The 12,378-nt window shown below is 70.1% G+C and carries 12 protein-coding genes; 6 read left to right on the forward strand and 6 right to left on the reverse strand.

Annotated elements, in window-relative coordinates; all coding sequences use genetic code 11:
- Positions 1-89: 89 nt before the first annotated feature.
- A complete protein-coding gene (locus tag RIC11_RS12635) occupies positions 90-554 on the reverse strand; it encodes a hypothetical protein (RefSeq protein ID WP_350211768.1) in 465 nt (154 codons plus the stop codon).
- A gap of 176 nt (positions 555-730) precedes the next feature.
- Complete coding sequence (gene ribA / locus RIC11_RS12640) at positions 731-1,948, reverse strand: GTP cyclohydrolase II (RefSeq protein ID WP_350211770.1); 1,218 nt, start codon at positions 1,946-1,948, stop codon at positions 731-733.
- Between the two features lie 152 nt (positions 1,949-2,100).
- On the opposite strand from ribA, the gene RIC11_RS12645 reads away from it, so the two are divergent.
- The 6 genes from RIC11_RS12645 (at position 2,101) to RIC11_RS12670 (ending at position 8,231) form a co-directional block, all read left to right on the forward strand.
- Positions 2,101-3,006 (forward strand): hypothetical protein, encoded by a 906-nt coding sequence (locus RIC11_RS12645; protein WP_350211772.1) that lies wholly within the window; start codon positions 2,101-2,103, stop codon positions 3,004-3,006.
- 257 nt (positions 3,007-3,263) lie between these two features.
- Complete coding sequence (locus RIC11_RS12650) at positions 3,264-3,674, forward strand: CBS domain-containing protein (protein WP_350211774.1); 411 nt, start codon at positions 3,264-3,266, stop codon at positions 3,672-3,674.
- A gap of 72 nt (positions 3,675-3,746) precedes the next feature.
- Positions 3,747-5,624, forward strand: a complete 1,878-nt coding sequence (locus RIC11_RS12655; protein WP_350211776.1) for a 2-oxoacid:acceptor oxidoreductase subunit alpha — start codon at positions 3,747-3,749, stop codon at positions 5,622-5,624.
- Positions 5,625-5,679: 55 nt separating this feature from the next.
- Positions 5,680-6,519: an O-methyltransferase gene (locus RIC11_RS12660; RefSeq protein ID WP_350211778.1), complete on the forward strand. Its 840-nt coding sequence runs from the start codon at positions 5,680-5,682 to the stop codon at positions 6,517-6,519.
- Between the two features lie 71 nt (positions 6,520-6,590).
- Entirely contained in the window at positions 6,591-7,616 is a 1,026-nt protein-coding gene (locus tag RIC11_RS12665) for a 2-oxoacid:ferredoxin oxidoreductase subunit beta (protein WP_350211780.1), read from the forward strand.
- A 93-nt stretch (positions 7,617-7,709) separates the two neighbouring features.
- Positions 7,710-8,231: a CBS domain-containing protein gene (locus tag RIC11_RS12670; RefSeq protein ID WP_350211782.1), complete on the forward strand. Its 522-nt coding sequence runs from the start codon at positions 7,710-7,712 to the stop codon at positions 8,229-8,231.
- A gap of 39 nt (positions 8,232-8,270) precedes the next feature.
- Here RIC11_RS12670 and RIC11_RS12675 read toward each other — a convergent pair whose 3' ends face one another.
- The 4 genes from RIC11_RS12675 to RIC11_RS12690 all read right to left on the reverse strand — a co-directional run bounded on the left by RIC11_RS12675 (position 8,271) and on the right by RIC11_RS12690 (position 12,344).
- Positions 8,271-9,437: a tetratricopeptide repeat protein gene (locus RIC11_RS12675; protein ID WP_350211784.1), complete on the reverse strand. Its 1,167-nt coding sequence runs from the start codon at positions 9,435-9,437 to the stop codon at positions 8,271-8,273.
- Between the two features lie 95 nt (positions 9,438-9,532).
- Complete coding sequence (locus tag RIC11_RS12680) at positions 9,533-10,069, reverse strand: hypothetical protein (protein WP_350211786.1); 537 nt, start codon at positions 10,067-10,069, stop codon at positions 9,533-9,535.
- A gap of 228 nt (positions 10,070-10,297) precedes the next feature.
- Positions 10,298-11,467, reverse strand: coding sequence for a hypothetical protein (locus RIC11_RS12685; RefSeq protein ID WP_350211788.1), 1,170 nt, complete (start codon positions 11,465-11,467; stop codon positions 10,298-10,300).
- A gap of 289 nt (positions 11,468-11,756) precedes the next feature.
- Positions 11,757-12,344 (reverse strand): ATP-dependent Clp protease proteolytic subunit, encoded by a 588-nt coding sequence (locus RIC11_RS12690; RefSeq protein ID WP_350211790.1) that lies wholly within the window; start codon positions 12,342-12,344, stop codon positions 11,757-11,759.
- Positions 12,345-12,378 lie beyond the last annotated feature (34 nt).

Here is a 12,378-nt window from a genome sequence, read left to right on the forward strand (position 1 = left end):
GGGGGCGCCTCGCCGCTAGAGAGTCTTGAGGCGCGAGTCGCGAGGCGCGAGTTATTCGTTAGCGAGTTCTATAACTCGCGCCTCGCGACTCACGACTCGCTCCTCTCCGCCCAGGCGCGGAAGTCCGCCTCCCGCAGCGTGACGCCCTCGCGCACCAGCTCGAAGGCCAGCTCTACGTCGGGCCAGCCCATGGTGCGGAGGACCATGTCGAGCGTTCCGGGGGGGCACTCGCCGGCCAGCTCGACGCGGTGCATCCGCGGCTCGTCGGCGCCGTCGGGCCGGAGCTCGTGCATGTGGCCGTTCAGGCGCCAGAACTGGCCTTCGGCCGTGCGCCCCGTGACGAGGAAGAAGCCGTCTGGCTCGCAGTCGCAGCGCGGCAACTCGGCCAGGCGCTGCTGCATGGCCTCGAACGTGACGGGCATCAGGTCGAGGAACAGCGGCGGCCCCCCGCCGGCGCCGACGAGCGTCGCCGCGTCCACGCCGCGGAGGGTACGCACGGGCCCGGCCGTGGCGGTCGGCGGCAGGGCGTACAAGTTGGCTTGGAGGCTCAGCATAGCAAGGGGAACCACGACGGGCACAACGGGCACGACGGCCTACTTGGTGGCGCCACATCAGAGAGGCGGCCGTTGTGTCCGTTGTGGTTAGTTCGAAGTAGGGATCTATCCGGCGAAGCCGAATCGCACCCTACGCTTTGTGACGCAATCGCTTCGGTCGTGGTTGGCTTCCTCAGCTACCCCGAAGGAAGCGTGTGGCCCATCTTGTCGCGCTTCGTGGCCAGGTAGGCGGCGTTCACTTCGTTTGCCGGGACGGCCAGTGGCACCTGGTCGACGACCTCTAGGTCGAAGCCGCCGTACACGACCGCGTCGAGCTTCTTCGGGTTGTTCGTCAGCAAGCGGATCTTCGACAGGCCGAGGTCTTTCAGCAGTTGGATGCCCACGCCGTAGTCCCGCGCGTCGGCCTTGAAGCCCAGCGCGAGGTTCGCCTCGACGGTGTCCATGCCTTGATCCTGCAGGGCGTAGGCCTTGATCTTGGCGGCCAGGCCGATGCCGCGGCCCTCTTGCGGCAGGTAGATGACGGCGCCGACGCCCTCGGCGCCGATCTGGGCGAGGGCCATCTGGAGCTGGTCTCCGCAGTCGCAGCGTAGCGAGCCGAGCACGTCGCCGGTGAAGCAACTGCTGTGCAGCCGCACGAGCGGCGCGTCGGCCGCGGCGAGGTCGCCGAACACGATCGCCACGGGCTCCATCGCCTCGTACTGCACCTTGTAAACGATGATCTTCGCCAGGCCGTTCCGCGTGGGGAGCGGCGCTTCGGCGGTCCGCTCGACGAGCTTCTCCCGCTGCCGGCGGTACTCGATCAGTTGCTCGATCGAGATCACCGGCAGGTCGAATCGGTCGGCCAGCGCGCGGAGCTCGTCGCGGGCGGCTCGGTCGCCGGACTCGTTGAGCACCTCGCAGAGCAGGCCGGCCGGCTTGAGCCCCGCCATCCGCGCCAGATCGACCGCGGCCTCGGTGTGCCCCGCGCGGCGGAGCACCCCGCCCTCCTTGGCGATCAGCGGGAACATGTGCCCCGGGCGGACGAAGTCGGTCGGCTTCGCGGCGTCGTCGCAGAGGGCCCGGACCACGGTGGCGCGTTCTTCGGCCGTGATGCCGGTCTTGGCGGTGTGGTGGTCGACCGAAACGGTGTAGTTGGTCCGCAGGGGGGCCGTGTTGAGCTCGTCGTCGACCATCAGCGGCAGGCGCAGCCGCTCGGCGACCGCCGGCAGGATCGGCGTGCAGAGCTGGCCGCGGCCGTGGGTGATCATGAAGTTGACGGTCTCGGCGGTGGCCTTCTCCGCCGCGGCGATGAAGTCGCCCTCGTTTTCGCGGTCCTCGGCGTCGACCACCACCACCACGCGCCCGGCGGCGATCGCGTCGACGGCTTCTTCGATCGTGTTAAAGCGGTTCGGCACGGGCGTGGGGCGTGTGGGGATTCGATTCAAAACTCGCTGGCGCCCTAGTATAGGGAGAAGGGGGCATCGGGCCCTAGCCGCCGTCGGCAGCCGGCGGACCCGTCCGCACCGCTAGAATCCATCGGCTGCCGCCGATGGCGGGGGCCGCTTGCGTGGAAGACGAACCGAAAGCGGCCGACGATGGCAACGCAGCCGAGGGGCGCGCCGCCGCCGAAGAGGGCAACGTGGCCCCGCTGGGCGTCGAGGAGTACGTCGAGCAGGCGCACTTCTTCGCGACGCTCGCCGAGCGGATCGCCGAGAACGCCCCCACGCAGGAGGTGCTGGCCTCGATCCGCGAGGAGGTGCTGGCCACCACCAAGCTGCCGATGGCGATCGACTACCTGCTGGCAGAGCTGCGTCACCTGGGCGTGATGGCCACCGCGATGCGGAAGCTGTCGCACTACTTCACGCCGCTGCAGGCGTACATCGTGGCGGAGGGCGAGGACGATCTGGGACGGTTCGACCTTCGATTGGGCCTCGCGGCGCTGGCCGCCGAAGCCCGGTACCGCGCGGGGCTGATCGAGGGCCCGACCGGTGAGCCGACGCTGCAGGGGCTGTTCTTCTACCAGTTCGAGGTCCTCTGCCGGAACCGCCTGGGCTACGACCGGGGCCTCGCGGCGATCGCGTCCGACCCGTCGTACCCGCCGCGGTGGCGCGACTGGATCCTCGCGACCCGGCACCAGGTGGGCATCATCGACTTCGCCGACCTGGTCTATGTGCAGAGCGAGCACGCGCGGCTCCGCGGCGGGCGGGGCGACGGGCCCACACTGTTCGGCGACCGCGAAGGCCGGATCGCGCTGGCGAACCGGCGGAAGGACCCGCTGTACCTGTTCAACTCGCTGCACCGGCAGCTGGGCTACCCCGCGCCGCCACGGCCCCAGCGAAGTGTCGCGCAGGAGTCGCTCGTGCCGCAAATGGCGCGGCGGCTGGAGCAGCTCGAGAAACGGATCAAGCTGCTCGAAGAGGAGCAGCGGGGCGGCTTCGATTTGACCCAGTTCTACGAGAAGCCTCCCGGATAAGCCGCTGCGCTAACGGGCCGGTCGAACAGCGGAAATACGAGAGATTTGCGGGCCGGTTGCGGTTCTCTACCCGGCGCGGCGGTGGTATTCTCCATTGAGTGGGCGTCTGCCGCCTGCGGGCCGCTGGTCGCGCTCGACCTCCGGCCGAATCTTTCGCCAGCAATGTTGCTCTGCCTACCGGGCGCCGCCCGTCTGCCGTGGACTTTCAGCTAAGTCTGCAATCGGAAACGATTCGGTCGATCTACCCCGAGTCGCCGGTGGCTGTCGAGGCAGACACGCCCGTCGAGGACGTGATCCGCTTGATGCAGGCCGGCAAGGCCGGCGCGGCGCTGGTTTGCGACGCGGACGACCTGGTCGGGATCTTTACGGAACGCGATGTGCTGCGGCTGTTGTCGCAGCGCGCCGGCCTTTCCGTGCCGGTCCGCGACGTGATGTCTGCCGACCCGGCCACCGTCACGGAGGCGGCCACCGTCGGCGAAGCGATCGCCTGCATGAGCGAGGGTGGCTACCGCCACCTGCCGCTGGTTGACGCTTCGAACCCGGCCAAAGCGGCCGGCATGGTCGATGTCCGCGGCGTGATGCGCTACCTGGTCGAGCACTTCCCGAACTCGATCTACAACCTCCCCCCCCACCCCGAGCGAGCCACCGCCGAGCGCGAAGGCGCGTAGCGAGCCCCCCCCCCGTGGCGCCCCCGAGCCGGTCGCCAGCCGCCCACGCACCGAGCCCTTCGGATTGAAGTTATGTCGACTGCCGCAGCCGTAGAGAAGCCCGTTGAATCGCTGTCCGACGCCACCGTCCGCTTCTGCGGCGACTCCGGCGACGGCATGCAGCTTGCCGGCACCCAGTTCACCAACACGTCGGCCCTAGCCGGGAACGACGTCGCCACGTTCCCAGACTTCCCGGCCGAGATCCGCGCGCCGCGCGGCACGAAGGCCGGCGTGTCGGGCTTCCAGGTGCACTTCTCGAGCGAGCAGATCTACACGCCGGGCGACACGGTCGACGCGCTGGTGGCGATGAACCCCGCGGCGCTAGCGACCAACCTGCAGGACCTCCGCGACGGCGGGATCCTGGTGGTCAACGAGAGCGCGTTCGACAAGAAGGGTCTCGACCTGGCCGGGTACGAGGGCAACCCGATCGAGGACGTCGCGCTGCACGAGTTGGAGCGGAAGTACAAGGTCTACAAGGTCGACATGACCAAGCTGACCCGCGACGCCGTCAAGGAGTTCGGGCTGAGCACCAAGGAGGCCGACCGCTGCCGCAACTTCTTCGCGATGGGCCTGGTCTTCTGGATCTACGGCCGCTCGCTCGACCCCACGCTGCGGTTCATCGAGGCCAAGTTCGGCAAGCGGCCCGACGTGGCCGGCGCGAACACGGCCGCCCTCAAGGCGGGCTACAACTACGGCGAGACCGTCGAGGCGTTCGACACGCAGTTCCACGTGCCCAAGGCGGAGCTCAAGCCGGGCAAGTACCGCAGCATCATGGGCAACACGGCCCTCTCCTGGGGCCTGATGGCCGCCGCCAAGCTGTCCGACAAGCGCCTGTTCCACGGCGCCTACCCGATCACGCCCGCCAGCGACATCCTCCACGAGCTCTGCAAGCACAAGAACCACGACATCATCACGTTCCAGGCGGAGGACGAGATCGCCGCGGTGACCGCGGCGATCGGCGCGTCGTTCGCCGGCGCGATGGCCGTGACCGCCAGCAGCGGGCCGGGCATCGCCCTGAAGGGCGAGGCGCTCGGCCTCGCGGTGATCATGGAGCTGCCGATGGTCGTGATCAACGTGCAACGCGGCGGCCCCTCGACCGGCCTGCCGACCAAGACCGAGCAGTCGGACCTCTACCAGGCCGTCTACGGCCGCAACGGCGAGTGCCCGATGCCGGTGATCGCCGCACGCAGCCCGGGCGACTGCTTCGACGTGGCGCAGGAAGCCTGGCGGCTGGCCTCGAAGTACATGACGCCCGTGTTCCTGCTGACCGACGGCTACATCGCCAACGGGTCGGAGCCGTGGCGGATCCCGCAGATGGCCGACCTGCCGGAGATCCCGATCAGCCACCCCGGGCCGCGCGAGGCCAACGGCGACGCGCCCGAGCCCTTCCTGCCCTACCAACGCAACGAGCGGCTCGCCCGCCCGTGGGCGTTGCCCGGCACGCCGGGCCTGGAGCACCGGCTCGGCGGCCTGGAGAAGCAAGACGGCACCGGCAACGTGAGCTACGACCCGGACAACCACCAGCACATGATCGACACGCGGGCGGAGAAGGTGGCGAGAATCGCCGACGACATCCCGCCCCAGGAGGTCGATGGCCCCGAGGGGGGCGACCTGCTGGTGGTCAGCTGGGGCGGCACCTACGGCGCGTGCCTGTCGGCCACCCGCCTGGCGCGCAAGCAAGGCGTGTCGGTGGCCCACGCTCACCTGCGTTACCTGAACCCGATGCCGAAGAACCTCGGCGAGCTGTTCTCCAGCTACAAGAAGGTCCTGGTCCCGGAGCTCAACAGCGGCCAACTCCGCACCGTCCTCCGCGACCGCTACCTGATCGACGCGATCGGATACAACAAGGTGCAGGGCAAGCCGTTCAGCGTCGGCGAGCTGGTGACGCGTATCGCCGAAATGGCGTCCTGAGCCCCGCGCCCTCCCCCGCTGCGGAAGCGAACCGACCCGTGTCGAAGCCCACACTATGAGAAGGCTGCTTGTACGTACGATGCCCCTCGTGGAGCCGTTGATCCGGCTCCGCAACGAGCGCGCGCTGCGGGCGTTCGCGAAGCAGAGCCAGGAAGCCGAGGCCTTGGCGAGCGCTCACACCGAGGCCCAGCGGGACCCGGGGGTCGCGGCGTCGGGCTACGTCAAAGCGATCGAGGCCGTCCGCCACGAGTACAGCCAACGCGACGAGCCGTTGGTCGACGGGACCCTCGGCGAGAGCGTGCCCTGGGACCAAGGGAGAACCATCGCCGACGCGAGCCGGGTGAGCCGGTCGCCGGACCACGCCGCGTACCTCTACCACTTGATCCGGCAACGCCGCCCGAAGCGTGTCCTCGAATTGGGCACAAACCTGGGGATCTCGGGTTCGTACATCGCCGCCGCGCTCAAGGAGCACGGCGGCGGCGAGCTCGTGACGATGGACGCCTCGCCGTATCGCCAACGGCTGGCCAAGGACCTGTTCGAACGGGTCGGGCTCGACAACGCCCGGTTCGTGCTCGGCGATTTCGCCGACACGTTCGACCGGGCGGTTCAGGAGCACGGCCCCTTCGACTTCGCGTTCATCGATGGCAACCACACGCTAGAGCCGACGCTGCACTACGCGGAGAGCGTTTGCGAGGCCGCCGACGAGGACGTCTGGGTCGTGTTCGACGACATCCGGTGGTCCGAGGGCATGGAGGAGGCTTGGCGGCGGCTCCGCAAGCACCCCCGGATGTTAGCCGGGCTCGACCTGTACCGGTTGAGCCTGTGCGTGATGTCCAGCGCCTCGGGGAACGGCGCCCCGAAGATAAGCCCACCGCTGTACGGAGCCTTCCGCTGAACCGTCCCGCTCCGAACGAACACCGCCGCCCCCGTAGCGGCGTTTCCTACCCAACGCGATAGACTCCCGAAATGGCCGTTACGACCGACCTGCCGATTCTCAAGCCCACCGACTTCGCCAGCGACCAAGACGTGCGTTGGTGCCCCGGTTGCGGCGACTACTCGATCCTCGCGCAGATGAAGAAGGTGATGCCGCAGCTGGGCATCCCGCGCGAGAAGCTGGTGTTCATCTCCGGGATCGGCTGCTCAAGCCGCTTCCCGTACTACATGAACACCTACGGCCTGCACACGATCCACGGCCGCGCGCCGGCGGTCGCGACCGGCCTGAAGACCGTGCGGCCCGACCTGACCGTGTGGGTCATCACCGGCGACGGCGACGGCCTTTCTATCGGCGGCAACCACCTGATGCACTGCATCCGGCGGAACATGGACCTGAACATCGTCCTGTTCAACAACCGCATCTACGGCCTCACCAAGGGCCAGTACTCGCCCACCTCGCCGCTCGGGCAGCGGACCAAGAGCACCCCGATGGGGGCGATCGACAACCCGCTGCACCCGCTGTCGATCGCCATCGGCGCGGAGGCCACCTTCGTCGCGCGGAGCATCGACACCAACATCAAGCACCTCGGCGAGACCCTCGAGCGCGCCGCCCACCACGCGGGCACGGCCTTCATCGAGGTCTACCAGAACTGCAACGTGTTCAACGACGGCGCGTGGGACTACGCCAAAGACCGCGACACGAAGGCCGACACCACGCTGACCCTCGAGCACGGCAAGCCGCTCGTGTTCGGCAAGGACGGCGACAAGGGCATCCGCCTGAACGGGCTGGAGCCGGAGGTCGTGCAGCTCGGGTCGGGCATCACGAAGGACGACCTCTTGTTCCACGACGAGAAGTCGCCCGAGCCGAGCCTCGCGTACCTGCTCAGCCGGATGCGTTACGAGGACGGCTTCCCCGAGCCGATCGGAGTGTTCCGCGCGGTCGACGCGCCGCGCTACGACGAGCTGGTCAACGACCAGATCGAGCTGGCGACCAGCGAGAGGGGGCCGGGCAACCTCGACAAACTCTTCAGCGCCGGCGACACGTGGACCGTCGAGTAGACAGACGGGAGGCCGGAGGCCCGAGGCGGGAGGAAGCGCAAGCGACTCACGCAAGGTAGCCTCCAGCCTCCAGCCTCCAGCCGCCAGCCTATTGTGCTCGTTTGCCCCTTCTGCGCCGCCGATGACTTGATCGAAGGGGACGACGTCTGCGGCCATTGCCAGCAGCCGTTGACCGACGCGTTCATCCGCGTGCCGGCCAGCTCGGTCGAGGCCGACTTGCTGCACGACCTGGTGCGTGACCTGCCCCACCACGAGCCGATCGTCGTCGGGGCCGATTCGACCGTCGGCGAGACCCTCCACCTGATGGTCGAGCGGTCGGTCGGTTGCGTGCTCGTCGTGGTCGACGACCGGCTGGCGGGGATCTTCAGCGAACGCGACGCGCTGTTGCGCCTGGGACCCGAGGGCGTCGATCTGCACGACGACCCGATCGTCAAGTACATGACGCCCAACCCGGCCGTGGTGGCGTCCGACGACAAGATCGCGTTCGCGATCCACAAGATGGACCTGGGCGGCTACCGCCACCTGCCGATCCTCGAGGGCCACCGCGCGGTGGGCCTGATCAGCATACGCGACGTGCTGCGGTACCTGACCGAGCACAACCGCCCCCGAAGGTAGCGGTTCGCTGCGCGCCCCGGCCGCGAAGAGCGCGTGGGCTCAGCGGTCGAGGACCGGCGGCAACAGCCGCGGCGGGCCCGACACGCCGGCAGTCTCCGCAGGGGTGTAGGGCAACGACCCCAGAGAGTCGGTCGACGCGGGCGGCTCGGCGCCGGCGGGCGTGGGCTCGTAGGTCGGCTCGCCCGCCCACCGCGGCGCGGCGGCGACCTGCGCGGGGCGACGCTGCGGGGCCGACGCGAAGCCGCTCGGCGCGCCGGCGGGCGGCGCCGGCTCGCGGTCGGTTTGGCCGCCGGCGGGCGTCGCCGCGGCGGAATCGGCGTAGTCGGCCCCGTTCTCGAGCCGCGCCAGCGCGTCGCGGCTCTGCTGGAAGCTCGGGTCGAGCTCGAGGGCCTGTCGCAGGTGCGTGGCCGCGTCGGCCGCCGCGCCAGACCGGACCAGCAGCAGGCCGAGGTTGTGGTGGGCGGCGGCGGGCCGATAGGCGGTCTTCAGGTGGGCGAGGGCCTCGCTCGGGCGGCCCAGCTCGACCAGCACCGTGGCGATGTTGTTGCGGTACAAGGGCTTGTCGGGCCGCATCGTGATCGCCTGGCGCAGCATCGCGGCGGCCGGCTCGAGCTTCCCCTGCCGCGCGAGGCACAGCCCCAAGTCGTTCAACGCGGCCGGGTTGGTCGGGTCGGCGCCGATCGCCTTGCGGTACAAGCGCTCGGCCTCGACGAGGTCCCCCTCGCGGTCGCGGGCGTGGCCGAGGTCGCGCAGGGCTTTGGGTTCGGTCGGGTCGGGCTCGACCACCGGCGGGGCGGCCGCGGCGATCAGCTGCTCGTCGATTGTGAAGCCGGTCGCGGCCGGAGCGAGCGACGGGGCCGGCGGGAGCGGCGCGAACGTGGCCGCGCCCATCAGCGGGTTCGTCTGACGCAGCGGGGCCGCCCCGGCCGGGGACGGCGCCGAGCGCCAGTCGCCGTAGTGCGCCGCGACCGGCGGCGCGGGCCGCGCCTGCGCGGCCATCGCGGTGGCGACGGCCGTCGGCTGGGGCGGCGTCGGCTCGGCGCGGAACCACTTGGTGGCCCAAGAGAAGGGCCCCTGGTCCTCGGCCTGCGGCTTATCTTCGCACGCCTGGCTGAGCGATTGCATCATCGAGGACGGGGCCGCCGGAGCGACCGCCGCCGCAAAGCACAACCCGGCCACATAGGCGATAAATGGAACGCGTCGCACGGCTCTCCCCCCCGGGATCGGCCGCGCTGGGCGGCCTTGCTTACGCTAGTGGTTGTTCGTTGGCGCCGCGGCTCGCCCGCGGCGGCCCGCGCGGCTCACTCCGTCGGAGCGGGCGCCCCGCCCTGCGGCAGGGTCGGGATCCGCATGTTCTGCTGGTACTGGGAGTTCACGAAGTCGACGACCGTGGCCGGCCGCCCGTCGGACAGGATGTGCGTGTCCTGGGCTTGCGGCGCGACGCCGGCGAGCACGATGGTCGACGCGAACGCGTTGGCCGTGTCGATCCGCTGCTGCGTGACCTCCGCTTCGAGCGAACGCTCGACGAAGATCTGCCGGTGGTCGGGCGGGGTCTGGGTCAGGATGTACTGCACACGCAGCTCGCCCGCGCGGGTCAGCTCGGCGCCGTCCTCGGTGAAGTGGTGGCTGCCCAGCAGGTTCTGCCGGCGCCAGCCGTTGCGGACCATGATGTCGAACGGCGCGGCCGCGTTGATGCGGTCTTGCTCGATGTACTGCTCCGGCCAGCGGTTGTTCTCCGCGCGGTGCGTCTCCAGGTAGCAATACAGCTCTTCGAACCAGAACGCACCGGCCGGGGCGGCTGCCCACAACGTGGCTACGAGCACCAGGGTCCGCTTCATCACGATTCGCTCCGTCGCTTGCGGTCGCGTCGGGCGCCGCGGCCCGCGGCGTCGGCCGTCGGATCGGCTCGCGCGGCGCCTCGGCGCGGGCGGAGTCCCGCCCCTGGCCTGGAGTATCGACCCGCGAAGACCGTGTCTGCGGCGCATCGGGAACGGACCGATCTCCCGACGCAGCTTTCCCATCTTCGGGGGCGCCGGCGCCCGCTTGCTGCTAAGCAGGCGCGCCGCTCAGCGGGCCGCGGCGCCGGCGGCCGCGAACCGCGGCGGGGATCCGACGAGCGTCGCGTCGGTAGAAACGAGCCGCTTGCGGCCGTGGCTGTCTACCAGCCGCACCCAGACCCGCAGCGGCGCGCCGGTCGGCAGCCCCTCGGGCAGCGCGAGCGGCAGCTCGATCCGCAGGTGGCCGAGGTCGTCGCCGAGGGTGCGCGCGGCGTCGACCTCGCGGGAGCTGAAGTCCCAGCGGGCCAGCTTCTGCGGCCCGTCGCCCGCGGTGGGGTCGACCAGCAGGACCGACGCCTCGCCGGTGAAGCCCGCTAGCGACGCGCGGCGGGATTCCCGAATCACAGCGGATCCCCTGCCCGGCTCGCTCGACTCGACCCTCACGGCGATCCCGTCGGCCCCCTGAGCCGATAGGGCCGCTTCGGACTCCTCGACAGCCGCGGGCAAGGGGAGGGGGGTCGCCTCGGCGGTGAGGGGGAACGGCTTGGGCGGCTTGACGCCCGGGTTGTGGCCGCTGGTTTGGGCCACCGGGTTCGGCTGGAACACGCCCAGGCCGGCGTCGGCCGGGCTGGCGGCCGGGCGGCTCGCGCCGAGGCCGGGCTGGAACGGCGGCGCCTCCTCGCCGGGAGGGGGAGCGGCGCCCGGCGGCGGGTCGGGCGTGGTCGCGGGCGTCGTCGCGGGCGGCGCGACCTCGATCGCGGGCTCGCCGAGCTCGTCGGGCGTTTCGATCAGCGCGTCCGGGTCGAGCGGTTCGTCCGGTGGATCGTCGGCCGCCCCGTCGAGTTCTGGCCCGGCGGGCGACGGCTGCAGCGCCGGGGGCGGCGTGGTGGCGCCGCGTCGGGAGCCGAGCGGCGGCCTTTCGAGGTCGAGCGGCTCGGGGAGGGGCGCCGGCGGCTTCGCGTCGGCGGCGGCCTCGCGGGTCTCGGCGAGCTCCTTCTTGAGCTGCTCGACCTCGGAGCGGTAGTTGCGGATGATCGCCTGGTAATCCTCGATGTAGTCTTCGAGGCGGTAGATCTCGTCTTCTTGCAGGCGGAGCTCGCGTTGGAACAGCTCGGTCTGCACGCGCCGCTCGCCGGAGCGGCAGCCGGCGAGTGCTAGCAGGCCCAGCGCTGTCAGGCCCAGCGCGGCCGGCGGCAGGCGGGCGTAGCGGCGCGCGGCGTTGGCCCCAGAGGGTCTCATGCCGGCTAACTAGAGGAAGGGGCCGGCGCCGTCAATCGCGACCGCTCGAGCGGGCGCCGGCGGTTCGGCTGGGCGACGCGGCGGGCGAGCTGGGCGACGTAAAGTCGTCGGTGGGAGCCAACAATCGACCCGTCGCCGGGCGGGGGCTCGCTGCAAAGAACTTGCGCCGATAGCACTTCGAGCCACGAGGGCTGAAGCACCCACGACCGACGTCGTGGGCTCGCTGAGAGTCATCAACACCAGACTGCTAGCGGCCACCGATCCCTAGCCACGAGCAGCGAGCCAAGCGTCACGCGTGCATGCTCTCGATGATCTTGTCGACCATGTGGTACTCGAGGGCTTCCTCGGCGGACATGAAGTTGTCGCGGTCGGTGTCGTCTTGGAGCTGCTCGAGGGTCTTGCCGGTGTGCTTGGCGAGGATGCTGTTGAGCTTGTCCTTGGTCTTCCGGTACTCGGTCGCGTGGATGAGGATGTCCTCGGCGGTGCCCTGCATGCCGGCGAGCGGCTGGTGGATCATCACGCGGCTGTTGGGCAGCGCGTGGCGCTTGCCGGCCGTGCCCGCCGCCAGCAGCACCGCGCCCATCGACGCGCACTGCCCGAGGCAGTAGGTGGCCACGTCGCAGGTGACGAACTGCATCGTGTCGTAGATCGCCATGCCCGCGGTCACGCTGCCGCCGGGGGAGTTGATGTACAGGTGGATGTCGCTCTTCGGGTCGTCCGACTGGAGGAAGAGCATCTGGGCGACGACGTTGTTCGCGACCTCGTCGTTGATCCCCGAGCCGAGCATCACGATCCGGTCGACGAGCAGCCGGCTGTAGATGTCCATCGCCCGCTCTTCGCGGCCGGACTTCTCGATGACGTACGGGATCAGGGGCATGGGGGGCGTCCGTAGGTTGGGATCCGCTGGGTTC

The sequence above is a fragment of the Botrimarina sp. genome (genome assembly GCF_040219535.1).
Classification (GTDB): Bacteria; Planctomycetota; Planctomycetia; order Pirellulales; family Lacipirellulaceae; genus Botrimarina.

Coding starts and splice junctions, on each gene's coding strand:
- RIC11_RS12635 (WP_350211768.1), bottom strand. CDS start 554: ATGCTGAGCCTCCAAGCCAACTTGTACGCCCTGCCGCCGACCGCCACG.
- RIC11_RS12655 (WP_350211776.1), top strand. CDS start 3,747: ATGTCGACTGCCGCAGCCGTAGAGAAGCCCGTTGAATCGCTGTCCGAC.
- RIC11_RS12660 (WP_350211778.1), top strand. CDS start 5,680: ATGAGAAGGCTGCTTGTACGTACGATGCCCCTCGTGGAGCCGTTGATC.
- RIC11_RS12665 (WP_350211780.1), top strand. CDS start 6,591: ATGGCCGTTACGACCGACCTGCCGATTCTCAAGCCCACCGACTTCGCC.
- RIC11_RS12680 (WP_350211786.1), bottom strand. CDS start 10,069: ATGAAGCGGACCCTGGTGCTCGTAGCCACGTTGTGGGCAGCCGCCCCG.
- RIC11_RS12685 (WP_350211788.1), bottom strand. CDS start 11,467: ATGAGACCCTCTGGGGCCAACGCCGCGCGCCGCTACGCCCGCCTGCCG.
- RIC11_RS12690 (WP_350211790.1), bottom strand. CDS start 12,344: ATGCCCCTGATCCCGTACGTCATCGAGAAGTCCGGCCGCGAAGAGCGG.